Annotated in this window: 18 protein-coding genes, 1 tRNA gene and 4 pseudogenes; 8 read left to right on the top strand and 15 right to left on the bottom strand. The window is 41.3% G+C overall.

From position 1 onward, the window contains the following. Positions 1-11: 11 nt before the first annotated feature. The 5 genes and pseudogenes from M1F25_RS00605 to M1F25_RS00585 form a co-directional block, all read right to left on the bottom strand. Positions 12-317 (bottom strand): annotated as a pseudogene (locus tag M1F25_RS00605) (glucose PTS transporter subunit EIIB); the annotation flags it as partial. Positions 318-345: 28 nt separating this feature from the next. Further along, positions 346-1,599, bottom strand: a complete 1,254-nt coding sequence (locus tag M1F25_RS00600) for an IS256 family transposase (RefSeq protein ID WP_135536280.1) — start codon at positions 1,597-1,599, stop codon at positions 346-348. Positions 1,600-1,696: 97 nt separating this feature from the next. Continuing rightward, a pseudogene (locus M1F25_RS00595) lies at positions 1,697-2,956 on the bottom strand (PTS transporter subunit EIIC); the annotation flags it as partial. Positions 2,957-3,149: 193 nt separating this feature from the next. Further along, positions 3,150-3,890 (bottom strand): MurR/RpiR family transcriptional regulator, encoded by a 741-nt coding sequence (locus tag M1F25_RS00590; RefSeq protein ID WP_094960882.1) that lies wholly within the window; start codon positions 3,888-3,890, stop codon positions 3,150-3,152. Positions 3,891-4,000: 110 nt separating this feature from the next. After that, positions 4,001-4,483 (bottom strand): cold-shock protein, encoded by a 483-nt coding sequence (locus tag M1F25_RS00585; protein ID WP_004263097.1) that lies wholly within the window; start codon positions 4,481-4,483, stop codon positions 4,001-4,003. A 182-nt stretch (positions 4,484-4,665) separates the two neighbouring features. On the opposite strand from M1F25_RS00585, the gene M1F25_RS00580 reads away from it, so the two are divergent. Next, the gene (locus M1F25_RS00580; protein ID WP_181488987.1) at positions 4,666-5,364 is read left to right on the top strand and encodes an RluA family pseudouridine synthase; all 699 of its coding nucleotides are present in this window, start codon (positions 4,666-4,668) and stop codon (positions 5,362-5,364) included. Positions 5,365-5,396: 32 nt separating this feature from the next. Here M1F25_RS00580 and M1F25_RS00575 read toward each other — a convergent pair whose 3' ends face one another. Then, the gene (locus tag M1F25_RS00575; protein ID WP_181488985.1) at positions 5,397-5,936 is read right to left on the bottom strand and encodes a DUF2058 domain-containing protein; all 540 of its coding nucleotides are present in this window, start codon (positions 5,934-5,936) and stop codon (positions 5,397-5,399) included. A 290-nt stretch (positions 5,937-6,226) separates the two neighbouring features. On the opposite strand from M1F25_RS00575, the gene M1F25_RS00570 reads away from it, so the two are divergent. Then, positions 6,227-6,589: a YibL family ribosome-associated protein gene (locus M1F25_RS00570; RefSeq protein WP_036958636.1), complete on the top strand. Its 363-nt coding sequence runs from the start codon at positions 6,227-6,229 to the stop codon at positions 6,587-6,589. A 95-nt stretch (positions 6,590-6,684) separates the two neighbouring features. On the opposite strand, the pseudogene rhuM (M1F25_RS00565) reads toward M1F25_RS00570, so the two are convergent. The 3 genes and pseudogenes from rhuM (M1F25_RS00565) to M1F25_RS00555 form a co-directional block, all read right to left on the bottom strand. Then, a pseudogene (rhuM, locus tag M1F25_RS00565) lies at positions 6,685-6,801 on the bottom strand (RhuM family protein); the annotation flags it as partial. 32 nt (positions 6,802-6,833) lie between these two features. Further along, positions 6,834-7,949, bottom strand: a complete 1,116-nt coding sequence (locus tag M1F25_RS00560; protein WP_094960890.1) for an alpha/beta hydrolase — start codon at positions 7,947-7,949, stop codon at positions 6,834-6,836. A 67-nt stretch (positions 7,950-8,016) separates the two neighbouring features. Further along, positions 8,017-9,219: an MFS transporter gene (locus tag M1F25_RS00555; RefSeq protein WP_181488983.1), complete on the bottom strand. Its 1,203-nt coding sequence runs from the start codon at positions 9,217-9,219 to the stop codon at positions 8,017-8,019. Between the two features lie 111 nt (positions 9,220-9,330). Between M1F25_RS00555 and M1F25_RS00550 the strand changes: the two genes are divergently transcribed. Continuing rightward, complete coding sequence (locus tag M1F25_RS00550; protein ID WP_096863483.1) at positions 9,331-10,227, top strand: LysR family transcriptional regulator; 897 nt, start codon at positions 9,331-9,333, stop codon at positions 10,225-10,227. Between the two features lie 68 nt (positions 10,228-10,295). On the opposite strand, the pseudogene rhuM (M1F25_RS00545) reads toward M1F25_RS00550, so the two are convergent. Further along, a pseudogene (gene rhuM, locus M1F25_RS00545) lies at positions 10,296-10,559 on the bottom strand (RhuM family protein); the annotation flags it as partial. Positions 10,560-10,735: 176 nt separating this feature from the next. After that, a tRNA-Sec gene (locus tag M1F25_RS00540) sits at positions 10,736-10,830 on the bottom strand. A 309-nt stretch (positions 10,831-11,139) separates the two neighbouring features. Here M1F25_RS00540 and prlC point away from each other — a divergent pair. Beyond that, the gene (prlC, locus tag M1F25_RS00535) at positions 11,140-13,182 is read left to right on the top strand and encodes an oligopeptidase A (RefSeq protein ID WP_181488981.1); all 2,043 of its coding nucleotides are present in this window, start codon (positions 11,140-11,142) and stop codon (positions 13,180-13,182) included. Then, positions 13,175-13,945, top strand: coding sequence for a 16S rRNA (guanine(1516)-N(2))-methyltransferase RsmJ (rsmJ, locus tag M1F25_RS00530; protein ID WP_094962881.1), 771 nt, complete (start codon positions 13,175-13,177; stop codon positions 13,943-13,945). The genes prlC and rsmJ overlap by 8 nt, the downstream gene beginning before the upstream one ends. Before the next feature lie 83 nt (positions 13,946-14,028). On the opposite strand, the gene gdhA is transcribed toward rsmJ, so the two are convergent. Then, positions 14,029-15,363 (bottom strand): NADP-specific glutamate dehydrogenase, encoded by a 1,335-nt coding sequence (gdhA, locus tag M1F25_RS00525; RefSeq protein WP_004263145.1) that lies wholly within the window; start codon positions 15,361-15,363, stop codon positions 14,029-14,031. 266 nt (positions 15,364-15,629) lie between these two features. After that, positions 15,630-16,064: a universal stress protein UspA gene (gene uspA, locus M1F25_RS00520; RefSeq protein ID WP_004263149.1), complete on the bottom strand. Its 435-nt coding sequence runs from the start codon at positions 16,062-16,064 to the stop codon at positions 15,630-15,632. 450 nt (positions 16,065-16,514) lie between these two features. Here uspA and uspB point away from each other — a divergent pair, with 450 nt between their 5' ends. Next, the gene (gene uspB / locus M1F25_RS00515) at positions 16,515-16,850 is read left to right on the top strand and encodes a universal stress protein UspB (protein WP_004263154.1); all 336 of its coding nucleotides are present in this window, start codon (positions 16,515-16,517) and stop codon (positions 16,848-16,850) included. A gap of 132 nt (positions 16,851-16,982) precedes the next feature. Here uspB and pitA read toward each other — a convergent pair whose 3' ends face one another. Beyond that, entirely contained in the window at positions 16,983-18,473 is a 1,491-nt protein-coding gene (pitA, locus tag M1F25_RS00510; protein ID WP_004263157.1) for an inorganic phosphate transporter PitA, read from the bottom strand. 375 nt (positions 18,474-18,848) lie between these two features. Between pitA and M1F25_RS00505 the strand changes: the two genes are divergently transcribed. Together M1F25_RS00505 and M1F25_RS00500 are read left to right on the top strand one after the other, a co-directional pair. Then, positions 18,849-20,057 (top strand): NAD(P)/FAD-dependent oxidoreductase, encoded by a 1,209-nt coding sequence (locus M1F25_RS00505; RefSeq protein WP_181488979.1) that lies wholly within the window; start codon positions 18,849-18,851, stop codon positions 20,055-20,057. A gap of 478 nt (positions 20,058-20,535) precedes the next feature. After that, positions 20,536-21,234, top strand: a complete 699-nt coding sequence (locus tag M1F25_RS00500; protein ID WP_094962883.1) for a pirin family protein — start codon at positions 20,536-20,538, stop codon at positions 21,232-21,234. Positions 21,235-21,301: 67 nt separating this feature from the next. Here M1F25_RS00500 and pckA read toward each other — a convergent pair whose 3' ends face one another. Next, positions 21,302-22,921 (bottom strand): phosphoenolpyruvate carboxykinase (ATP), encoded by a 1,620-nt coding sequence (gene pckA / locus M1F25_RS00495; protein ID WP_004263163.1) that lies wholly within the window; start codon positions 22,919-22,921, stop codon positions 21,302-21,304. Between the last annotated feature and the right edge of the window lie 36 nt (positions 22,922-22,957).

The raw sequence follows: 22,957 nt of genomic DNA, 5'->3' as shown, positions 1-22,957 counted from the left end.
GTATCCCTTCTTTATTTCTTCATTGCTTCATCAACAGCATTGCGAACAAACTCAACCTTTGGTCCATATACAACATGGACGTGGTTTGCCGATGGAAAGAAGAATGCGGTACATCCTGATTCCAACATTAAATCTTTATCAATTTGGTTCACTTCTCCAACATCAATACGCATACGGGTAATACAGTTATCTACGTTACGAATATTTTGTTTGCCACCTAACGCTTGAATTAAAATTTCTGCAATTTCGCCATAACGTTTTTCTTTAATTAAGGTATTTTTCAGATTACTCGATTCTTCGCGACCTGGTGTTTTTAGAGTTATGGTCAAATCTGGTGTACGAGCATCAGGCGGTTTTCCTGTCTGACTGCTCCATTACTTGTTCGCCGTCTTGGAATTTAACGTTATTGACCACGAGGGTTAGCAGTTGAAATCCTTTCAGGCGGTTCCAGCGCTTCTGCGCTGATTGCAGCAATTTATAAACCATTGCTAGGGTTGTGTTTCTTGAACCGCAGTTGCGGGTTTTGCTGGTTCTTAAACGTACTGTAGCGAAGGCAGATTCAATTGGGTTGGTGGTGCGTATACTCACCCAATGTTCTGCTGGAAAATCGTAGAAAGCCAACATGCTCTCACGGTCTTTAGCTAAGCATTCCATTGCGCGTGGGTACTTAGCAGTAAACCTTTCCAGCGCTATATCAAAGGCTTTATGAGCCTTCTCACGCGTCTCTGCCATCCAGATATCATGCAGTGCTTCTTTTACTTTGGGTTGCACTGCCTTGGGCAGTTTGTTGAGCACATTGGCCGTCTTATGCACCCAGCAACGTTGCTGTTTGGTCTGCGGGTATACTTTGCTCAGAGCCTTCCAGAAGCCCAGAGCGCCGTCAGCTGTTGCCAGCTTTGGGCAGGTCGTAAGCCCACGCGCAACCAGGCCATTCAGCAGCTCAAGCCAGCTGGCTTCGGACTCGCGATAGCCTTCTTCAACAGCAATCAGTTCCTTGCGGCCATGCTCTGTCACGCCCATCACCACCAGCAAGCACAAACGGTCATCGAGGCGGACGTTGCTGTAAATACCGTCAACCCAAAGGTACGCGTAGCGCTTGTCACTCAAATCGCGCTGTCGCCACTCTCGGTGCTCATCAATCCAGCGTTCCTTGAGCCTGGAAATGGTGTTAGCTGACAGACCTTTGGCATTCTCACCCAGCAAGGCTGCAAGGGCTTCTTGGTAGTCTCCAGTGGAAATACCTTTGAGATACAGCCACGGTAATAACTCTTCAACGCTGCGGGCACGCTTGAGGTATGGCGGTAGCAGTGCGCTGGTAAAACGAATACCAGAGCCGCTACGATCACGCACTTTTGGCACCTTGATATCAACATCGCCAATGCCCGTTTGGATGCTGCGCTCAGGCAAATAGCCGTTACGCACCACAGCTTTGCGGCCATCGGGTAAACGCAGTTCTTCATGAGCTTGCAGCAGTTGCTGCAGCTCTACTTCAACTGCTTGCGCAATGAGCTGACGAGCACCATTACGCAATAAAGCAGTTAGCACATCAGTGCCAGTTTCATCTGGTTGTGAAAGAACATTCAGGGTAATATTTGTCATGGCGTATCGCTCTACTGTTAATTATTTCTTGGAGGAAACAATCAACAGGATACGCCACCCTCTTTTCCCCTCATACACCACAAATGACTATAGCTCGTGTTTTTATATCAAACTTAATAATGGCCCAGTAGAAAATAAAATAAGTGACGACAGCCAAACAGCTACCGATAATAACCAAGAAAATCCAGTTAGTGTTTTCGTACAGTAGACCAAAAATCGTGAAATCAAATACGGTTCCACGAATATAACCAATACCGACCTCAGCTAAAGAAAGTAATACCGCACCGATACCGACAATAATGGCGTAAATTAAGTACAATAATGGCGCAATAAATACGAAGGTAAATTCGAGTGGCTCCGTGACGTTACCAAGCATGGCTGTTAATACCATGGTAACCAGCATGGATTTCACTTCTGCGCGGTTTTCTTTCTTCGATGTTTTGTAAATAGCAAGAGCAATTGCAGGGAATAGGAATAGTGTGACTAGCATTTGTTGCTGCGCCATAAAGCGAGTCAAACTTGGCATCATCGACCAATATTCACTATCTGGGCCTTGGTTAAATAGCACCTCAGTTAATGCAGGAACAACACCAACAAAGGTTTGTCCGTCAATAACATAAGTACCACCCGCCTCAGTAAATCTAAATAAAACGTTCCATACATGGTGTAAACCAAATGGAATAAATAAACGTTCACCACCCGCGGTAAAAAATGGCCCTACAGGACTTAAAAATACCGCGGAGAGTTTCATCAAACCTTGGACTAATACTTCCCAAATAAACGGTAATAACGCACCCACTCCAATCATTAAACCGATCATAATAATAGAGACGGATTTTTTACCAGAAAAGAAAGCAAATGCGGTTGGCAATTCAAGGTTATAGAACTTATCAGTCGCCCAAGCGGCAATCAAACCGGTAATAATCCCTCCTGCGGCACTGATATTTAAAGTTTGTATACCAAGAACTTTAATTTGTCCTACTTGCCCCATCATTGCAGGGTCTGCAAGTTTACCAGTAAGCACTAACCAAATATTCATGGTGATGATCAGCGACAAGTAGCCGACAACCGACGCAAAGACGGCGATCCCCTTATCTCGATGGCTCATACCATAGGCCACACCCATAGCAAACAATAGGGGAATATTATCAAAAATAACACCCGCGATTGAACGAATGCTGACAAGTAATGCATTAACCGTTTCATTTCCGAGAAAAGGAAAACGTGCAATCATATAAGTTTGCACTAATGCACCACTGATACCCAATATCATACCAATAGGTGCTAAAACACCTATTGGAAGGAGTAATGTTCTCCCAAAGCGTTGAATAGATTCACCAAACTTTTTTCTGGCCATACTGTTTCCTTATGACTTCTATTATTAGAATTAAAGGCATACTAGCTTGGGGGGATTATAAAAGAAATGATGTCACGGTTTTAAAAGTTATCTTAGGTCATAACTAATGACTTAGGTCATGTTAATAAAAACTATCTACCAAAGATAAGAATGAAAGACGAGTGAAGTTCTCTTAGAAAATAAAAAAGAAAATTTAAAGTAGATTTTCTAATTCATTGATAAGTAAATCAACTAAAATAAAAAAGCCAATTCTGGATTTTGTGTCATCTCTTTTAGTATCAAAATTATCGGCAAAACAAAACAAAGTATTATCAGTATAAGTGGTTAGTTCATTAGTATTAAAAGCGGTCATACTAATGATATTTGCCCCTTTTAATTGCACAATTTTTGCTGTTTCAATAATTTTTTTGGTTCCCCCTGATAGTGAGATAAAAATGACGGTGTCATCTTTGCTAACTAATCGAGTGAAAGAGTCAGATAAATTGTAGTCATTAATAAAAAAACAGTGTAAACCTAACGCAAATAGTAAGTGTTCAAGATAATAGCCAACAGCTTTACTTGTCCCTCTGGCAACAATAAAAATATTTCTCGATTTATGTAGTATTTTAGCGCAATCGCTAATTTGCTCTTCGTTAATTAATGTAAAACTTTTATTAATATTTTTTTCGAGTTGTTTTTTATAAGACGAAGGTGTGATTTTTTCAGTTTTATTTTTTGTTAAAATATAATTATTAATCTGAAACTTAAGTTCTTTAAATCCACTAAACCCTAATTTTTGCGACAAATTAATAATAACTGTTTTAGAAACAAAGGTTTTAGCAACTAGTTCATTAATATTTAAGTAAGGGATATCTGTAATATTATCAGTCAGGTATTTTAAGACTTTTTTTTCGCTAATGGTTAAATTATCGTAATTTTTTAAGAAATCTAACATATCCCCTCTCCGATAAGCCTAGCTAGCTTTCAAATGACTCTATTGTATAAGAATAAAGTAATAAACAAGTAAACAGCACTCAAGAGTGGTGCTGTTTACCTGACAAGAAATCACTTAAACTTAAGTTGTTTCACAGCTTCATCGATATCAATTTCATCTTCCGAAAATGTTAATGATGTCCCATGTAACGTACTAATTTCTAATTTTTTCAATGAACGCATTTGACCAGGTTTATCTGATTTTGGTTTGATACTATTCATTAATGCGCCAATTGATAACACGGTATTTTCTTTATCGATACGCGTATCTGCAGGTACTTCTACTGAATAAACACGATAGGATTTAATTGATGTAATCTTAATCCGTTCTCCTGCGATATAAATATATTTACTTTCAGGTATGACTTTGACCGCAAAAGCAGATAACCCTTTATTATTTGTCGTCGGTTCGAAAGTGACTGCAGCATTTTTTTTAATCAAATCTGGGTTGGCAACCTTAACCACATGAAAATAACGGTTATCGCCATTCTCATCTTTGATAAATCCAAAACCTTTATCTTCGAACCATGTTGTGATCGTTCCATTCATTGCCATTACCGCCTAATTAATCTTTTATTGACTCAGTTTTTACAACACGCAGTATAGAGCACAATGCGTGTGCAGACTACGGCTTTGCTTTTAGTCTGAGTGATAAATTTACGTGATGCAAGTGACAGCGTTCGCCTACCTACTAAAAATTGGTTATTATCAACCACCATTTTTTGCTGGAAAGGCTAATGACTGAAATCATCGACACCTTTATTGCCCCGCCCTGTCACGATGAGATAGAAATTATCTATCAGGATGAGCATCTAGTTCTTATTAATAAGCCAAGTGGCCTACTCAGCCTTTCTGGAAAAAACCCACAAAACTTAGACTCCGTCCATCACCGATTAGTACAAATATTCCCAGACTGTACTCTTGTTCACCGTCTCGATTTTGGCACATCTGGGTTAATGGTGGTTGCTCGCAATAAAGCCATCAATGCAGCTCTGAGCCAGCAATTTAGCCAACGCTCTGTCATTAAAATATACCAAGCTTTACTTTGTGGCCACTTAGCTAATGATGAGGGGGTCATTGATGCGGCAATAGCAAAAGACCCTGCACAGTTTCCCCGCATGTCGCTTTGCGAGGTGAATGGCAAACCTGCCCGCTCCCACTATCAAGTAATAGAGCGTCTGTATCACCCTGTAGAAAATGGGATATCGTTACCTGTAACCCGTGTCCAATTAACCCCTGAGACAGGGCGTACCCACCAGCTACGCATCCATTGCCAAAAATTAGGTTACCCTATATTAGGCTGCGACCTATATGGTGGGCGATTATTACAAGGAACTGAGCAAACTCCACGTTTACTTTTGCACGCTAGTGAATTGCATTTTGTTCACCCTGCGAGTCAGAAGAACGTTAAAATGTTTAGCGCCAGCCCGTTTTAACGCCAAAGCTACGACTTAAAATTTGACGAGTATTACCACATCAAGTCGTCAGGGATCTTAAAGTCCGCATACGGGTCATCTTCATTCTGTTCTTCTTGGCTGAGTGCATTGTTGAGTACGATACTATCCGCATCTCTTTGCGTTATTTTATCCGCTACGCTTGCTGGAATAATCACATACTCGTTAACATCACTGTTATCAATCGCTAAACGTGCAATCGCCAGACGCCCACTGATCAGTTGTGTTTGTGTTATTTTGTCTACAACAACTTGCTTGATAACGTTGTTATCTGTGAAATTAAAACTAATATCTCCCTTTGAAATATCAACTTTATTCATTTCAATAAGTTGTTTAACTTGCGCTTTAAACTCTTTGGATTGCACCATTTGTTTATGCTGCTCACTCAATTGTTTGTCACGCTCAAGCTGTGCTTTTTTATTTTCTTCTACGGCTTCCCTTGCTTCACGCGCCTGAACACGTGATTTTTTAGCCGTTCTTTGCACTTTTGCCATTTTCTTACTGGTAACTAATCCTGCTTTTAGCATTTGCTCTTGTAAGGTGAGTTTCGCCATCTTCGCCTCTAAATCTATCGGATAATTATGTGATTATACCTGTAGCGACTGAGACCTGATAGGTTTTGAGCTTTATTGATAGAGAAATTATGTGATGTTATTTAAGAAAAGATGCTAGCGATGATAATACAATTATTGGCTGAACCTACATTGGTTTAATAACAAGTTCTATCTAACAATTTGTCATAAGTGTTATATTTGATAGCTAACCGCCCTGTATCCCTTTTCCCCCCTTATCTAGAATAGTGTATACTTGCCAACAAGAAATTTATTCACGGTTAATTAATATAATGAAAGAAATCGAAAAAGCACAAATTAAGCTTCTTAGCGACCGTTTAGATCTTATTCGTCGCCAGATGGCAAGTATGCAACTGACGAGTGAAGTAGAAAAACACGCAGAACTAGAGAAAGAAAAAGCGACACTGGAAATTGAAATCGCTCGTCTGAAGGCGGTGCGTAACAAAAAACTAAGCAAAGAAGCGCAAAAACTAGTAGATATGCCGTTCAAGCGTCCCATCACTAAGAAAGAACAAGCCGACCTTGGCAAGCTGAAAAAATCCGTGCGGGGCTTGACCATTGTCCATCCAATGACGGCATTAGGCCGCGAAATGGAGCTGGATGTTATGACCGGTTTTTCTAAGGCTGATTTCTAGTTAGAAAGTCAACCCAACTAAAATCTGTAATGCCCAACGAATACTGGGAGGTTCTTAATACACTTTTTATAGTTATGAACCGCTAGTAAGTAATTCAGCCGCTCATCATCCATCACAAACCCTTTGATCAGATACCGTTCTAGCGTTTGCGTTGCCTACTGGCGAAATTGAGTGCCACCAACAGATGTAACGCAGTAACTGACAGCAAGCACATTATTTTACTAAAAATAATGTGCTACTATATTTATAAATTCTGTTGAAAGAAAACAGTGAGTTTATCGAAAGGGATCTTGCTTAGATTATCATATAAATCAACATGATCAGCATTTGGAATAATCAAGAGTTCTTTAGGATCTGAAGCTACTTTGTACACATCTTCAGAATAATAACGAGAATGTGCATTTTCCCCTGCAATCAGCAAAATTGGTCTTGGTGATATCATTTCAATATTGGTATGCATAGGAAAATTAAAAAAAGATATAGGCGTTGTTGCTGTCCACGCGGTTGTTGAATTAATTGAACGGGGATGAAAACCTCGAGGAGTACGGTAATAATCAAAAAATGCGGCTAATACAGGCGGTGCATTCTCTGGCAGAGTCTCCGGTAAAACACGTTGTCCCTCGATAATATTGCCATCTTCATCGAATGGCACCTCATGGTAACCTAAAGCATAGTGTCCGTTTTTTGCATCTTTCCAGCGCTGCTGGCTAAGATAATCAATCACTTTATGTCGTTCTTCAATGGTGTAACTATCTTGGTATCCGCGGCTAATACTGCGAGACATATCGTACATTGATGCTGTTGCTACGGCTTTAATACGTGAATCGCTACTCGCTGCAGTTAAAGCCATACCACTTAATCCGCAGATAGCTAACGCACCAATACGCTCGCGATCCACATTTGGCTGTAGCCCTAAAAAATCGACAGCAGCACTAAAGTCTTCCGTATTGATATCCGCAGAAGCAACATTTCGAGGCTCACCCTCACTTTCTCCAGTAAAAGAGGGATCAAATGCTAGAGTAATAAAACCACGCTCTGCTAATGTTTGCGCATACAACCCCGAAGACTGCTCTTTTACTGCGCCAAATGGGCCACTCAATACAATCGCAGCAAATAACCCACTAGTATGTTTAGGTTGATATAAATCTCCGACTAAGGCTAAACCATAACGATTTTTGAATGTGACTTTTTTATGTTCAACCTTATCACTTTTTACAAAGGTTTTATCCCATAGCTCACTGAAATTTGTATTTGGTTGCGCTAATACTGGCGCTGTAATTATCGATGCCATACCTGCAACAGCAATACTTGCCCCCGTTAATTTCAATAAATCTCTACGTTCATGATCCATAATGTACATCCTCTTTTAGTCATTTCTTTGGAAAAGCTCTATCACTGCTTGTTTTGGTGATATTCCAGCCCATGGGTTATGTTTCCTTTTCAGCCTTTGCTGTGCATTGAACAAGTATTGCTGCGACTACAAGAAATAACGCACTGACTGCAAAGGTACTTTCATAGCCCATCAAATCAAATATTATGCCTCCCACCGAAGCGCCGCAGGCAATGGAAAGTTGGATCACAGCAACCATCAATCCCCCTCCTGCTTCTGCACTATTTGAAAATATGCGAGGTATCCAGCTCCACCAACCAACAGGCGCCGCAGTCGCGATAAAACCCCAAATACTCAATAATACGATGGAAGTAAGACTGGAATAGCCAAAGAAAATAAGTGATACCGCAATACTGGCCATCAATAGTGGAATGGCGATTAATGTTTGATAGAACCCTATTTTTAATACACGATTAATCAGTAGAGTTCCGATAAATCCCGTAATACCAATAAGTAACAAACTAAATGTCACCATCGAAATATCGACTTTTACGACGGTCTCAAGAAAAGGGCGTACATAGGTAAATAAGGTAAATTGCCCCATAAAAAATAACCCGATAGCAAGCATACCCAGTGTGATAACGCGGTATTTAAAGAAGCTAAAAATACTGAAAATCTGAGGCGTATTTTGATGAATGTTCGGATCAGTTGGCATTGAGGGTAAACTCACCCACAACCACAAAATAGTTGCAATCGCGATAGGCACCAAGCCTAAAAATGCCCCTCTCCATCCAATAGTTGAGCCCAGATAAGCTCCTAAAGGTGCAGCAATAACCGTTGCTAGCGCATTGCCGCTATTGAAAATAGCCAGTGCCTTAGGAACTTGATCTATCGGCACAAGGCGCATTGCTATCGCAGCAGACATAGACCAAAAACCGCCAACAACAATACCGATTAGCGCACGACCAACCATATAAGTATAATAATTGGTGGCTAAAGCAATCATCGCGCCTGACGCCCCCATTAAGAACGTAAGCCCCAGCAATAAGGCTTTACGATTTAAATTACGAGTAAGTGCAGAAATAAATAAGCTCGTTATGACAGCAAATATTCCTGAGATAGTAATACCTTGTCCCGCCATTCCTTCTGTCACCTGAAAATCAAGCGCTAACGGTGTTAACAAGCTCACAGGCATAAATTCTGAGGCTATCAATACAAAAACACATAGCGTCATGGCAAAAACTGCACTCCAGTTCGCTCTTTCAGGAAAATTTCGCTCTTGAAAAATGGCATTATCCATCGGTTATATTCGCCTATGTACCTACGATATTTAATGGACATCATCATGGCATACAGGTAATAATTTAATTAGTGGGTATAATCTTTATGAACTTGTGAGAAAAATTCATTAATGATGAAAGGTAAAATGAATGACTTGCACGCTTTTCTTATCGTTGCTCAAGAGCAAAGTTTTACAAAAGCGGCCGCAAGACTCGGTGTGACGCCTTCGGCATTAAGCCATACAATACGACTTTTGGAAGAACGCTTAGGGATTCGACTTCTCGCAAGAACAACCCGAAATGTTTCAGTAACAGAGGCTGGCGCACAGCTAATGAATGCCATCCGACCATTATTTGAACAGATTGATATTGAACTTAATGCATTAAGTGAGTTAAGAGACAGCCCTAGAGGGACTATTCGCTTAAGTTGTACCGATGACCAAATAGAAATTTATATTCGACCAATATTGAATAATTTTTTACAAAAATACCCTGATATCACAATAGAAATATATGTGGACTATGGTTTTACAAACATTGTTGAAGAACGTTTCGATGCAGGAATTCGAATTGGCGATGATATCAATAAAGACATGATAGCAGTTCGCATTGGGCCAGATTGGCGCTTAATTGCAGTCGCTTCACCGGACTATTTTAAACAGCACCCTAAACCTTTATTTCCTAACGACTTATCTGAACATCAATGCATCAATATTCGCCATCGTGCTGCGGGGGCTATTTATGCGTGGGAATTTAAACAAAATGATCATACAACAAGTATAAAGGTGGATGGGCAACTCGTTTTCAATAGTACACTGCACCAGTTAAATGCAGCGCTGGACGGAATGGGAATAGCCTATATTCCAGAACATTTAGCCGAGCCTTATATTGCCAAGGGGAAGTTACAGGCTGTATTAATCGATTATAGCCCTTACTTTGAAGGTTTTCACCTGTATTACCCAAACCGTCGACAGTCCTCACCCGCTTTTATGGCTTTTGTAGAAGCGATACGGTATCGAACAAAGTAGTCGCATTTGGTGAGTTGGATAAATAGCAGTGCCCCCATTAATACCCCCAGATTGGTTTTTTAGTGGTAGGCTTTTTTACTAATCCCACCAGCACATTGCAAAACTTCACGGTCATTAAAACTTAAAAACTGATCCAGCTTGGTATCCCAATCCTGTAAAAAAACTTGCTTACGACGCAGTGCTTAGTCTTCTGCAAAATCTAACCACATATTGACGATACGGTTTAATTCTTTCAGTTCATTTTCTCGAAGATAGTTCTTCGCGATCGTGACATCGGTTTTATGCACCTCATCAAATTTATAGCTGGTTAAGCCCATATCCAGCTGACTGGCTTTAAGCTTCATTGTGGGGGCATCCAAAAAATAGGGAAAAATTATGCCCCCAATTTTGCCCCCAAACAGGGGTATAAACCAGTAAACAAGGGGAGAATCAGACAGACTTCGAAGTGATTAATCTTGTTGATTTAAAAGGAAAATATAGACTTTGAGAGAAATTCAGAAACTGCGTTTGGCGGAAGATCACAGGAGTCGAACCTGCCCGGGACTGCTGGCAGCCCCAACTGGATTTGAAATCCAGCCGCCTCACCGGAGACGACGATCTTCCTCTATAGATTGGAAAGTGATTATAGACTGAATTCATTATTTTCCAAAGCATTGAAACTACAACTATTGCCTTTATTGATAAAAACCAACAAAAACCCCATTTATTGATAAGCGTTAATAAGAAAAAACGTTAGATTGATATTGAGGTTTGTACATCTGCCCCCATATACTTTCTTATATTCGCAATGGCGTGCTGGTTCTATCACCCATAACATTTATCCTATTTGGGTATAAGTTCGCCATTTAACTTTTATTGTCAACACAGTAAGCCTTGGCCTACGAGCACAAGCCTGCAATCACAGGATGTTTTATGACAAATTCATTATTAGCCGATTCCGCACTACCCCGTTTTTCTACTATAGAGCCTGCGGATATTTTTCCCGCGGTCCAACACGTACTCAATGAATATAGCCAAACAGTAGAAAACCTGTTGAGTGCAACAGATCAATACACTTGGGACAACCTGTGCCAACCTTTAGAAGAAGCCAGTGATAAGCTGTCTCGTGTTTGGTCGCCAGTGAGTCATTTACATTCCGTGAAAAACAGCCCGGAACTGCGCGAAGAGTATGAAAAATGTTTACCATTACTGTCTGAATTCAGTACTTGGATGGGGCAGAATGAGCCTTTGTATCAGGCATATAAATCATTAAAAGAAGGGGCTGAATTTAATTCCCTTAGCCAAGCTCAACGTAAGTCTATCGAAAATACCTTACGCGATTTTGAGTTATCCGGCATTGGCTTACCTGCTGAAAAACAGCAACGTTATGGTGAAATTGTGGCACGTTTGTCGGAGATAGCGTCTAAGTTTAGCAATAACGTCCTTGATGCGACCATGGGGTGGAGTAAGCTCATTAAAGACGAAAAAGAATTAACGGGTATGCCAGAAAGCGCCATTGCTGCAGCAAAAGCCATGGCTGAATCAAAAGGTGAAGAAGGCTACTTACTCACTCTCGATATGCCAAGCTATTTACCTGTTATGACCTATGCTGATAACGCAGAATTACGTCGTGAGATGAGCCATGCATATAGCACCCGTGCGTCTGACCAAGGCCCAAATGCGGGTAAATGGGATAACAGCGAATTAATTGATGAACTGATGGCTTTACGCCACGAGCTAGCGCAATTATTAGGTTTTAAAAACTACGCAGAAAAATCCCTAGCGACCAAAATGGCCGAATCACCAGAACAAGTGCTGAATTTCCTCAATGATTTAGCTGACCGTGCTCATCAACAAGGGGAAAATGAACTGGCTGAACTGACGGCTTTTGCTAAAGAACATTATGGTGTCGATACGCTTGAATCTTGGGATTTAGCCTATTACAGCGAAAAACAAAAACAGCATAAATTCTCATTAAATGATGAACAATTGCGCCCATATTTCCCTGAACAACGCGTCCTGAATGGCTTGTTCGAAGTTGTTCATCGCATTTATGGTTTAACTGCCAAAGAACGCAATGATGTAGAAACATGGCATAAAGATGTGCGTTTCTTTGAACTCTATGATGAAACCAATACCTTACGCGGCAGCTTCTACCTAGACCTCTATGCTCGCGAACATAAACGCGGTGGAGCTTGGATGGACGATTGTGTTGGCCGTATGGTGCATAAAGACGGCTCATTACAAAATCCTGTAGCCTATTTAACCTGTAACTTCAATAAACCACTTGGCGATAAACCCGCACTGTTTACTCATAATGAAGTCACTACCTTATTCCACGAATTTGGTCACGGCTTACATCATATGTTAACGCAAATTGATGTTGCAGATGTCGCAGGGATTAACGGTGTACCATGGGATGCTGTCGAGTTACCAAGTCAGTTTATGGAAAACTGGTGCTGGGAGCCTGAAGCCCTCGAATTTATTTCCGGCCATTATGAGACAGGCGAACCATTACCAACAGAAATGCTTAATAGCATGTTAGCAGCAAAGAACTACCAATCAGCCATGTTTGTTCTGCGCCAGTTAGAGTTTGGCCTGTTTGATTTCACCTTACATGCTGAGTATGACCCAGCCAAAGGTGCGCAAGTCATGCCAACGCTATATGCGATTAAAGATAAAGTCGCTGTGGTTCCTTCACCAAAATGGTCGCGCTTTCCACATGCTTTTAGCCATATTTTCGCAGGTGGCTATGCAGCTGGCTATTACAGCTACTTATGGGCAGATGTGCTTGCGGCAGATGCATACTCACGTTTCAGTGAAGAAGGCATCTTTAACCGTCAAACAGGTCAGTCTTTCCTCGACAATATCTTAAGTCGTGGTGGCTCAGAAGAGCCAATGGCGCTGTTTGAACGCTTCCGTGGTCGCAAACCAGAATTAGATGCCATGTTGAAGAGCTATGGTATTCATGGCTAATCGTATTGAGATCCAATTGATCTGCGAAGAGGGTGCCGATCCCGGCACTCTTTCTCAACTTTCTGAAAAATGGCAACTTTCTCATACCCCTGATGCCATTATGGCGGTTGTACTTACGCCTGAAAACTTACAACTGCGCAAACTAGATGAACCTAAGTTAGGGGGAATTTTTGTTGATTTCGTCTCTGGGGCGATGGCCCATCGTCGCAAATTTGGTGGAGGTCGCGGTGAAGCTGTTGCCAAAGCCGTCGGGATCAAAAAAGATTATCTTCCCGATGTCATTGATGCCACTGCTGGCCTAGGGCGTGATGCCTTTGTTCTAGCCGCTCTCGGTTGCCATGTCCGTATGTTGGAGCGCCACCCTGTAGTTGCTGCTCTATTGGATGATGGTTTACAACGAGGCTACCAAGATGCAGAAATTGGCCCATGGTTACAAGAGCGAATGTCATTGATTCATGCATCCAGTATTACAGCACTGAGTGAGATAACCCATGCCCCTGATGTTATCTATCTTGATCCGATGTACCCTCATCGGCAAAAAAGTGCTTTAGTGAAGAAAGAAATGCGAGTATTTCAGTCATTGGTGGGAGCAGATGATGATGCAGATTCATTATTAGCCCCTGCGATTGCTTTGGCTAAACGTAGAGTGGTTGTTAAGCGCCCTGACTACGCGGAGCCCCTTGCGGGACAAAAAGCGCCATCAGCGGTTACCACTAAAAACCATCGATTTGATATCTATCCATGCATTAAAAATAGCGAATAAACGTAACGGCGAAGGGCGTATGTACAGGTGAATTTATCAGTATGATACAGCCGCCCTTTCGCGTACGTTTTGAGGTCAGAGGATTACAACACACCCTGCCCAAGCATTGCATCTGCGACTTTTACGAAGCCCGCGATGTTAGCGCCTTGAACATAGTTAGTTTGTTTCTCTTCACCACCGAACTCCACACAATGCTGGTGGATATCCAACATGATGTGATGCAGACGGGCGTCAACTTTCTCTGCTTTCCAACCTAGACGAGCCGCATTTTGAGCCATCTCAAGACCTGAGGTTGCCACACCACCTGCGTTAGCCGCTTTACCTGGCGCAAACAGCACTCCTGCTTCAAGGAACAGCTCAGTTGCAGGAATAGTCGTTGGCATATTAGCCCCTTCAGCGACCGCTTTAACACCATTTTTGATTAACACTTTTGCTGCATCAACATCCAGCTCATTTTGTGTTGCACATGGCAGAGCGATATCGACAGGAACATTCCATGGTTGCTGGCCCGCTAAGTAAGTTAAGCCAAACTCTTTTGCATATTCTTCAATACGACCATAGTTGTTTTTGATTTCTTCCAAACGTGCGAGTTTTTCTGTTGTAAAGCCGTCTTCATCAACTACAGTACCGCTTGAATCGGAAGCTGTAACCACTTTGGCACCTAGCTCCATGCATTTTTCAATGGTGTACTGCGCAACGTTACCAGAACCAGAAACCGCGACACGCATCCCTTCGAAACCTAGGCCATGACGTTTTAGCATCGCATTTGTGAAGTAAACCAAACCGTAACCGGTTGCTTCAGGGCGAATTAAACTACCACCAAAAGACAAGCCTTTACCGGTAAATACACAAGAAGTGTCATTAGACAGCTTTTTCATCATACCTGTCATAAAGCCCACTTCACGGCCACCAACACCAATATCTCCTGCTGGGACGTCAGTATTTGAACCAATATGGCGATAGAGTTCTGTCATCAATGCTTGGCAGAAACGCATCACTTCACCATGACTTTTACCTTTAGGATCAAAGTCAGAGCCACCTTTACCACCACCCATAGGCAATGTGGTCAAAGCATTTTTCAGTGTTTGTTCGAAGCCTAAGAATTTCAGGATAGATAAATTCACAGATGGGTGAAAACGCATACCACCTTTGAATGGGCCGATTGCAGAGCTAAATTGCACACGCCATGCACGGTTAACTTGAACTTTACCTTGGTCGTCTACCCAACATACTCGAAATTGAATTACACGCTCAGGTTCAACAAAACGTTCAAGTAATGCTTGGTCACGATACTTAGCATTTTGCTCTAAGAACGGCCAAAGGGAAGTGAATACTTCACGCACGGCTTGTAGAAATTCAGGTTGAGAAGGGTCTCTTTTTTGGACAGACTCCAAGAACGAAGATAGTGATTGTGTCATCTATGTCTTCCTTTTTAACATGTAGTTGTTGTGATGTGCCTCACTCTTTCTTATCATTATTTTTAGGAAATGTGAGGTTGATTTGTGTTTGCCTATTGAATATATCATTAGTTTGTATTCTAAATTCAAGGTTTTTTTTCACTCTATAGCAAAATAAATTGCTTGACCTGCCAATAACTCCCTCAAAATACATATTTTGAAACAAAAAAAACGCCTGCATAAGCAAGCGTTTTCAGTGAATAATATTTCAAATTGAGTGATATGGATTATTCTTCATCATCATTTAGTGGCACAATCAACATATCCACATGAACAGTATTGATTAACTGGCGAGCAGATGACATCAGCTTGCTCCAGAAATCTTGGTGATGCCCACAGACCACTAAATCCATATTGTATTTCTTAATCGCGTCCACAAGTACTTGGCCTAGGTCGCCACTACCACTGAGTGTTTCTTGGATTTCATAACCTGCGCCCGCAGACAAATCCTTCAGAGCATTACGTGTTTCATCAGTAATACGTTGCTGCATGTCACCAAGATTGACATCAATAAGACCGGTATAGAGGTCTGAATAGTTAACATCAACATGGATCATAGATACTTTGGCCCCGTAAGGTTTTGCCATAGAGACAGCCTTATCCAGTAATACTTTACTTTCAGGTGATAAATCTACCGCAACGAGAATATGTTTGTAAGCCATAAGTAAACTCCTTCCGAATGCTGATTATCTGGTGGTTATGCCTTCACCACATCTTTATGAATACTATACCTGCTAATTGTGATTATTAAGTGTTGCTTTGATCACATCTAAGCAGATTAACCTTAAAATCATCACTTCATATAACATTTTATAAAACAATAACATCATTCATTCAATATTAATATATTGCCCTAAAAAATTCGAGTCATGGCGACTCTTTAGTTTAGAAATGCAACAAAGTTGCACAGCAAACTGTGATAATAAAGTTCAGTAACTCAGATTTATTTTCTTCAATAGAAACAAGAGGTCATCACAAATTTGCGCTAACTGCACTTTTTTTAAACAGTAATTTATCCTACAATAAAATAACTGAGTATAAGTACAATTTTTCTGCTGTATTTCCTTTGCGACAATTGCTGTGAGCTTGAGCTAGGTTCTAAGGAGAGGATTATGTTCAGTATGATTGCATTATTTTGGGCATTATGCATTTTGTGCATCTTAAATATGATGCGGTACTTTTCTTCCGTTCGTGTTTTATTGTCTATTCTAAGGGATTCAGATCCCCTGCTTTATCAATCCGTTGATGGTAATGGTTTTTTTACTACACACGGCCAACTGAACAAACAACTGCGGTTAGTTCGATACATAAATAATAAACAATACCTGGAACATTACGACCCAGAAGTTATTTTGCGTTGTGAGCGGATCCGTAAGCAATTCATGATGATAAGCAGACTCAGTATTCTTGTTGTCGTGAGCTTAGCCTATTTATTGATAACCGGTTAATTGTGATTAGTAACTTGCTAGCGAGAAAATAGTGATGACCTTCCGATCATCACTATTTTATATATGTAGATTACTGTGTTCATGTAACTGTTAAAGGCTCCATACTCATGTATGAAGCCAAAATTAGTGCGACTAGATAAACAACAGCGATAGCCAGTACAAACCGCCCGATAACACAATGGACACCGGTAAAGTCAATAACCATGCTAATGCAATGCTTTTAATGGTTTTTGTTTGTACACCACCACCATCGACAACCATCGTCCCCGCAACCGCAGAAGATAAAACCTGCGTTGTTGAAACTGGCATACCAGTATAACTTGCCACGCCGATAGAAACTGCTGCAGTCACCTGGGCAGATACACCTTGCGCATAAGTCATGCCTTTCTTACCAATTTTCTCACCAATGGTCACAGCAACACGCTGCCAACCAAACATGGTGCCTAATGATAATGCTAAAGCAACCGCAATAATGATCCACAGTGGCGCATATTCAACGGTATACAGCAAATCATTACTGAGTTTTTTCAGTAAGCTGGCATCTTTCGAACTGGTTTCTGGCAATTTCGCAACCGCATTCGCAGTATCAGAGATACACATCAGCAAACGGCGTGCGTGGTTACGTTGGTCTGGCGTCAGCTCTTCATAGCTTTGAATGCCATCAAGCATCTTTTGCGCTTGATTTAAAATAGCGCTAGTACGCGTGCTATCACAATGGAATTCACCGCCAGGCTCATCACTACTTTCTGCAACGGCCGGGGCATTTTCTATTGCATGGTTTAACGCTGGTTTATGTGTTTCATAGTATTGTTGCAGGTGGACAACCGCATCATGTGTTTTTGCGATGTCATAACCGTTAGAATTCATATTCATAACGAAACCTGCTGGAGCAACACCAATTAACACCAGCATGATAAGACCGATGCCTTTCTGGCCATCGTTCGCACCATGGGAGAAACTCACCCCAACTGCTGACAAAATCAATGCAGTACGGGTCCAGAATGGTGGCTTACGCTTACCATCTTTTTTCTCACGTTCCGCTGGTGTTAAGTGAATACGACGACGTTTCTTTGTGCCACTCCAATAACGGCGCAAAAAGAAAATCATCAAACCAGCAATCACAAAACCGATAGCGGGAGACAAAATTAATGACATGAAAATACTGATCATTTTCGGTATATTCAAGGCATCAACAACAGACGAATCAGTCACAATCGCGTTGGTTAAACCCACCCCGATTATTGCCCCGATCAGTGTGTGTGAACTGGAAGCAGGGATACCGAAGTACCAAGTTCCAAGGTTCCAAATAATTGCAGCCAAGAGCAATGAAAAAACCATTGCAAGGCCGTGAGCTGAGCTCACATTAAGCAAGAGGTCTGTTGGTAAGAGATGGACAATGGCATATGCAACGCTCAACCCTCCCAGCAAGACACCAAAAAAGTTAAAAACCCCTGCCATGACAACTGCGAACTGAGCCCGCATTGCTCTGGTATAAATAACCGTTGCTACCGCGTTAGCGGTGTCATGGAAGCCATTTATAGCCTCATAGATCAGCACAAATAACAGTGCCAGAACTAATAATAGACCTGTATGAAATTCTAAACCTGTAAAAAGATGTAGCATAGACGTTAAGCCATTATATGTTGGACATGAACGCGGCGCATTATCAGTGACAAACGCTGGCGGTGGAAGCAAAATCTAACCTTTTTTTGATTTAACTACCCATCAAAAAAGCACCTCATAGCAATTACCCCATATTTTTCAATACATTAAAGCAATCAAACTTATTCTGAATTTTTGAAACTTTTTAACGATATTTCCAGAAAATAATCGTTGTTTGCTTTTTTTAGACGAATTTTTCTAATTATAATACGTCCTGTATAGTTTTCATCAGTTCTTCCTCAAAGCTTTACATTACAATCCCGGTGAGATGACGTAAAATATCCCGGTTATCAATGTAATTACGCTTAAAATCAAACATATATAGAGACACTTATTGTGAAAAATTTCGACGTTATTATTTTAGGTGCTGGTGCAGCGGGTTTATTCTGTGCCTCACACTCTGGCAAACGCGGTTTGAAGACGCTAGTGGTTGATAACGGGAAAAAATTAGGCAGAAAAATATTGATGTCCGGTGGCGGGCGCTGCAATTTCACTAATATGTATGCAGAACACAGCAATTACATTTCAACAAACCCACACTTTTGTAAGTCAGCACTTGCTCGCTATACACAGTGGGATTTTATTGCCTTAGTGGCCAAATATAATATTCTCTATCATGAAAAAACCTTAGGGCAGCTTTTTTGTGATAATAGTGCACAAGATATCGTCGATATGCTGCAAAGTGAGTGTAATCTACCCAATATCACTATCAAGTTACGCAGTGAGGTGACTGCCGTTGACAAAGCAGATGATGGTTTTTTAGTCACGATCAACGGCTCTCAAGTAAGTACCCACTCACTTGTCGTTGCAACAGGCGGCCTATCTATGCCAGGTTTAGGTGCGACCCCTTTTGGCTATCGTCTTGCGGAACAGTTTGGGCATACTATTATTCCAACACGAGCAGCACTGGTGCCATTCACCTTACATAAACCCCTTTTAGAAACCTTACAGGTACTTTCAGGTATTTCTGTCCCTGCAACGGTAACAGCGGCAAGCGGCACCGTATTTAAAGAAAATATTTTATTCACCCATCGGGGACTTTCTGGTCCAGCTATTTTGCAGATATCCAGCTACTGGAACCCTGGCGAGTACGTGAGTATTAACTTACTTCCAGATATCTCCGTCAATGATTTTATCGTTTCAGAGAGACAACAGCACCCAAATCAATCATTGAAAAATACCTTAGCTAAATTATTACCAAAACGGCTAATTGAGGTATTACAAGCCCAAGGACAAATCCCTGAGTTTGCTCTAAAACAGCTTAATCATCCTCAAATTGAAGCGTTACACACCACCTTACACCAATGGCAGGTGCAACCTAATGGAACGGAAGGTTACCGTACCGCCGAAGTGACATTGGGTGGCGTTGATACTCACGAAATATCATCTAAAACCATGCAATCACTTAAAGTACCAGACCTGTATTTTATTGGTGAAGTGATGGATGTGACCGGCTGGCTCGGAGGTTACAATTTCCAATGGGCATGGAGCTCCGCGGCTGCATGCGCGGAAAGCTTACCTCTCCCTTTTGCAAAAAACGACTAAAAAACACTCGGCCTTAACCAGACTCTTAACAGGATTGCTCTGTTAAAGTTATCGGCCTTTATTTATGGCCAAATAATCTTAATCCATTGAAAAATAATGGTTAATATTTAATTTCATATAAATCATATAATTGCAGTTTTAATTATAAGATATATTATTTTGGTTAAAAATAATGCTTTACAAACGATAGTGATAACTATTATCATTATCATCACTTTCTCAACAGGGTTACTTAGTCACCCTTTGCAGGGAGTACGACATTGCTCACATTGCTTCCAGTGTTTACTTTAGCCAGCCTTGCGCTGGCTATTTTTTTATTCACACCACATTCTCTGCAATCACCTTATATCTTATTCAAATTTTTTGGATCCTATGGTTAATGGGAGCTACTTTTCTCTGTGTATAAATTGGTTAAACTGTCATCAATACATTTAGAGCGAGTTCAACCAAGGTTGAAATCCGTACAGGAGAGAACACGATGATCTATTTACGCAAAGCGAACGAACGTGGTCATGCAAATCATGGGTGGCTCGACAGTTGGCATACTTTTTCATTCTCTAGCTACTATGATGAGCAATTTATGGGCTTTTCTGCGCTGAGAGTGATTAACGAAGACTTTATTGCTGCTGGCCAAGGGTTTGGAACACATCCCCATAAAGATATGGAAATATTAACCTACGTGCTCAATGGTACTGTGGAACATAAAGACAGCATGGGCAATATGGAGCAAATCCCTGCGGGTGAATTTCAAATAATGAGTGCGGGTACGGGTATTCGTCACTCTGAGTACAACCCAAGCAATGAAGAAGAGCTACATCTGTACCAAATTTGGATCATTCCTGAAAGAACAGGCATTGAGCCACGTTATGAGCAAAAACGGTTCGACTCCAAAGACGGTAAGCAATTGGTGCTATCACCGGATGCACGTGATGGCTCCTTAAAAATTTATCAAGATATGGAACTGTGGCGCTGGGCATTACCTGCTAATGAAACACACACCCATGCTATCGCTGATAAACGTGTCGTGTGGATCCAGATCGTTAAAGGGAATGTTGAAGTGAATGGCCAAAAAGCAACCACCAGCGATGGTTTAGCCATTTGGCAAGAAACAGCGCTCACCATCAAAGCAAGTGAAGATAGTGAAATCCTGTTGTTTGACTTACCATCAGCAGAATAATCATTTTCACAACAAAAAAGGCTCTACTTTGGTAGAGCCTTTATTATTTATTGATTCACAAAACCAATTACAGTTTTGGCCCTGCTTTCACCAGTGCAGCGCCTGCTGGGGTGTCCGTGTACTTATCAAAGTTGTTCACGAAACGTTCCGCTAAGTCTTGCGCTTTTTCATCCCACTGTGCTTTGTCTGCATAAGTATTACGTGGGTCAAGGATATTGGTATCCACACCCGGTAATGCTGTTGGGATTTCTAAATCGAACACTGGCAGTTTAATCATGTCTGCTTTTTCGATGTCACCACTTAAAATAGCGTCAATGATGGCACGTGTATCTTTGATGGAAATACGTTTACCTGTACCGTTCCAGCCTGTATTCACTAAGTAAGCTTTCGCGCCTGCTGCTTCCATACGTTTAACTAATACTTCAGCGTATTGTGTTGGGTGCAGTGATAAGAATGCCGCACCAAAGCAAGCGGAGAAGGTTGGAGTTGGTTCCGTGACACCACGCTCTGTACCTGCTAATTTCGCGGTAAAGCCTGATAGGAAGTGGTACTGCGTTTGCTCAGGCGTTAAACGAGAAACAGGAGGTAACACACCAAATGCATCTGCGGTTAAGAAGATAACTTTTGTTGCATGACCCGCTTTAGAAACAGGTTTTACAATATTTTCAATGTGGTAGATTGGGTAAGAAACACGGGTGTTTTCTGTTTTTGAACCATCATTGAAGTCAACTGAACCATCTGCCAACACCATCACGTTTTCCAATAACGCATCACGTTTGATAGCGCCATAGATGTCTGGCTCAGCTTCTTTAGATAAGTTGATAGTTTTTGCGTAGCAACCACCTTCAAAGTTGAATACGCCGTCATCATCCCAACCGTGTTCATCGTCACCAATTAACTTACGTTTTGGATCGGTAGAGAGTGTGGTTTTACCTGTTCCAGATAAACCAAAGAAAATGGCTACATCACCTTTTTCGCCGACGTTAGCAGAACAGTGCATAGATGCAATGCCTTTTAATGGCAGCAGGTAGTTCATCATAGAGAACATACCTTTCTTCATTTCGCCGCCATACCAAGAGCCGCCGATCAGTTGCATGCGTTCGGTTAAGTTGAACGCAACAAAGTTTTCTGAATTCAAACCTTGTGCTTTCCAATTCGGGTTAGTACATTTTGCGCCATTCATGACGATGAAATCAGGTTCGAAACCCACTAATTCTTCATCAGATGGGCGAATGAACATGTTTTTAACGAAATGCGCCTGCCATGCAACTTCGGTGATAAAACGTACTTTTAGACGAGTGTCAGCGTTCGCACCACAGAATGCATCAATGATAAACAAACGTTTACCTGACAGTTGTTCAGTCACTAAATGTTTGAGATCCGCCCAAACTTCTTGTGACATAGGTTTGTTGTCATTTTTACCTTTACCTTGGTCTGCCCACCAAACTGTATCGCGAGTCACGTCATCACGTACAATATATTTATCTTTTGGTGAACGACCAGTAAAGATACCTGTATCAACCGCAACAGCTCCTAAAGTGGTTACTGTTCCACGCTCATAACCTTCAAGTCCAGGCTTAGTTTCTTCCGTGAATAATAGCTCGTAACTTGGGTTATAAACCACTTCAGTTACATCATGAATACCGTACTTTTCAAGTTCCTTCAGGGTAATGCTTTTAGCGCTCATTATATTGCTCCTGGTAAACATAACTAATCTGCGGAT

Origin of the sequence: Providencia sp. PROV109, assembly GCF_033681625.1 — a bacterium.
GTDB classification, from domain to species: Bacteria; Pseudomonadota; Gammaproteobacteria; order Enterobacterales; family Enterobacteriaceae; genus Providencia; species Providencia hangzhouensis.
The sequence above is the reverse complement of the archived record's forward strand: the minus strand, read 5'-3'. Positions and strand labels throughout refer to the sequence as shown.

Bases quoted from the DNA above. Each gene is read 5' to 3' on its own strand.
- M1F25_RS00555 (WP_181488983.1), bottom strand. From the start codon at position 9,219: ATGGATAATGCCATTTTTCAAGAGCGAAATTTTCCTGAAAGAGCGAAC.
- M1F25_RS00500 (WP_094962883.1), top strand. From the start codon at position 20,536: ATGATCTATTTACGCAAAGCGAACGAACGTGGTCATGCAAATCATGGG.
- pitA (WP_004263157.1), bottom strand. From the start codon at position 18,473: ATGCTACATCTTTTTACAGGTTTAGAATTTCATACAGGTCTATTATTA.
- M1F25_RS00570 (WP_036958636.1), top strand. From the start codon at position 6,227: ATGAAAGAAATCGAAAAAGCACAAATTAAGCTTCTTAGCGACCGTTTA.
- M1F25_RS00575 (WP_181488985.1), bottom strand. From the start codon at position 5,936: ATGGCGAAACTCACCTTACAAGAGCAAATGCTAAAAGCAGGATTAGTT.
- rsmJ (WP_094962881.1), top strand. From the start codon at position 13,175: ATGGCTAATCGTATTGAGATCCAATTGATCTGCGAAGAGGGTGCCGAT.
- M1F25_RS00550 (WP_096863483.1), top strand. From the start codon at position 9,331: ATGATGAAAGGTAAAATGAATGACTTGCACGCTTTTCTTATCGTTGCT.
- M1F25_RS00590 (WP_094960882.1), bottom strand. From the start codon at position 3,890: ATGTTAGATTTCTTAAAAAATTACGATAATTTAACCATTAGCGAAAAA.
- uspB (WP_004263154.1), top strand. From the start codon at position 16,515: ATGTTCAGTATGATTGCATTATTTTGGGCATTATGCATTTTGTGCATC.
- M1F25_RS00600 (WP_135536280.1), bottom strand. From the start codon at position 1,599: ATGACAAATATTACCCTGAATGTTCTTTCACAACCAGATGAAACTGGC.
- M1F25_RS00580 (WP_181488987.1), top strand. From the start codon at position 4,666: ATGACTGAAATCATCGACACCTTTATTGCCCCGCCCTGTCACGATGAG.
- pckA (WP_004263163.1), bottom strand. From the start codon at position 22,921: ATGAGCGCTAAAAGCATTACCCTGAAGGAACTTGAAAAGTACGGTATT.
- prlC (WP_181488981.1), top strand. From the start codon at position 11,140: ATGACAAATTCATTATTAGCCGATTCCGCACTACCCCGTTTTTCTACT.
- M1F25_RS00560 (WP_094960890.1), bottom strand. From the start codon at position 7,949: ATGTACATTATGGATCATGAACGTAGAGATTTATTGAAATTAACGGGG.
- uspA (WP_004263149.1), bottom strand. From the start codon at position 16,064: ATGGCTTACAAACATATTCTCGTTGCGGTAGATTTATCACCTGAAAGT.
- gdhA (WP_004263145.1), bottom strand. From the start codon at position 15,363: ATGACACAATCACTATCTTCGTTCTTGGAGTCTGTCCAAAAAAGAGAC.
- M1F25_RS00585 (WP_004263097.1), bottom strand. From the start codon at position 4,483: ATGGCAATGAATGGAACGATCACAACATGGTTCGAAGATAAAGGTTTT.